The following is a 1,277-nucleotide window of genomic DNA, read 5'->3' as shown; positions in this document are numbered from 1 at the left end:
TCATGAACATGAAAACAAAACGTACTTCTACTCGATGCTTAGACCCGAAGCGACTCGCGAACAACGCCAGCTGTTTTGGCATTTAGGGGCTAAGCGAGAAAGTTGGCGTGCGTTTCGAATTTCTATTTTTGAGTTATCTGAGCAAGAGAAAGAAGATCTCGCACTATTCTCTCCAGAGTTAGCCGAAACCTCTCAGTCACTGACTCATATCGGCATTTTGCAAGAAATCGCTGACGAAAAGTCGGGGCAAGATTACCTATTAACAGAAAAGCCGCGTTTGCCAGCCAACACGTTAAATGCCTTTCGTCATCCTCGAAAAATCACTGGCAACCCCAAAGGTATCTATTTCGATGCTCAATCGCGCCGTAAAGAACCACGCTATCGATTCAAAACGCCGCTTGAACTCAGTTCGGGTGAGTTAAAAGCAGCAGGTTCAACCGTTGATATTTCTAAGCGAGGCTTGGGGATTCGTTTAGATGAGCCAACGATGTTACGCTCGGGACAAGAAGTGCAAGTTAACTTTCGTGAGTTACAACTTTACGATAAAAAGCTGCCTCTCATGGCCGTTCCATATCGCGTTATTCGAGTCAGCCCTGACGGCTGCAGCGTACAATTGGTTATTGATGAAAACAGCAAAACGATCCGTGTGATCGCTTTCTTCAACAGCATCATTGAACACAACCAAGATAAGCTGATCCCACAAAAAGAGATGTTACCAAGCAATGCATTACTGGAAAGACTGCACAGCGTTTTGCTATCAAGGACGTTAAGCACACCCATCTTTATCAGCAAAAGTACAGCGTCGGCACTAAAAACTCCGGTGGTTGGAGTGAACCTGCCGTTGCCAAAACACATTGAGTTGTTTGCACGCTTGGGTCACGACCAAAAATTCTCTTTAGAGCCAATTTTTAAAGGCCGCTCTAGCACGCTGATCGCAGAACCAATTAAGCGTGTCGACGGAGCACAAGCAAAACACCAAGACATCTACATTAGTGCGGCGAAAATCGGCAATAAGATCACGGCTATCGAATCCAAACTGCACCAAGAATTTAATAGCGTGAAAGAGCGAATTCAGTTCATCAAAAAAGCGCGCATGATGGGCGATTTCTATGTATTTCGAATGTCTACCGCACCCATTTTTGATCCTATGACGTCACTGCTACGACAGGACTTGAGTGACCTTACTCAGTTTGGCGTTCATCAAGCCAGTAAACTAGAAAAGGAGCTGACGGCTTTGGTTGGCTACAGCGAGTTTGAAGACATAACCGAAGAAGTCG

Annotated in this window: 1 protein-coding gene; it reads left to right on the top strand. The window is 45.3% G+C overall.

Going from position 1 to position 1,277, the window contains the following annotated elements:
* Positions 1–1,277 (top strand): PilZ domain-containing protein (locus tag R8O70_RS25510; protein ID WP_318184498.1); only part of this gene is annotated, 1,277 nt, incomplete at both ends.

Origin of the sequence: Vibrio sp. 779(2023) (assembly GCF_033344285.1) — a bacterium.
Classification (GTDB): Bacteria; Pseudomonadota; Gammaproteobacteria; order Enterobacterales; family Vibrionaceae; genus Vibrio; species Vibrio alginolyticus.
Note: the sequence above shows the minus strand (reverse complement) of the source record. Positions and strands in the feature narration are given on the sequence as shown.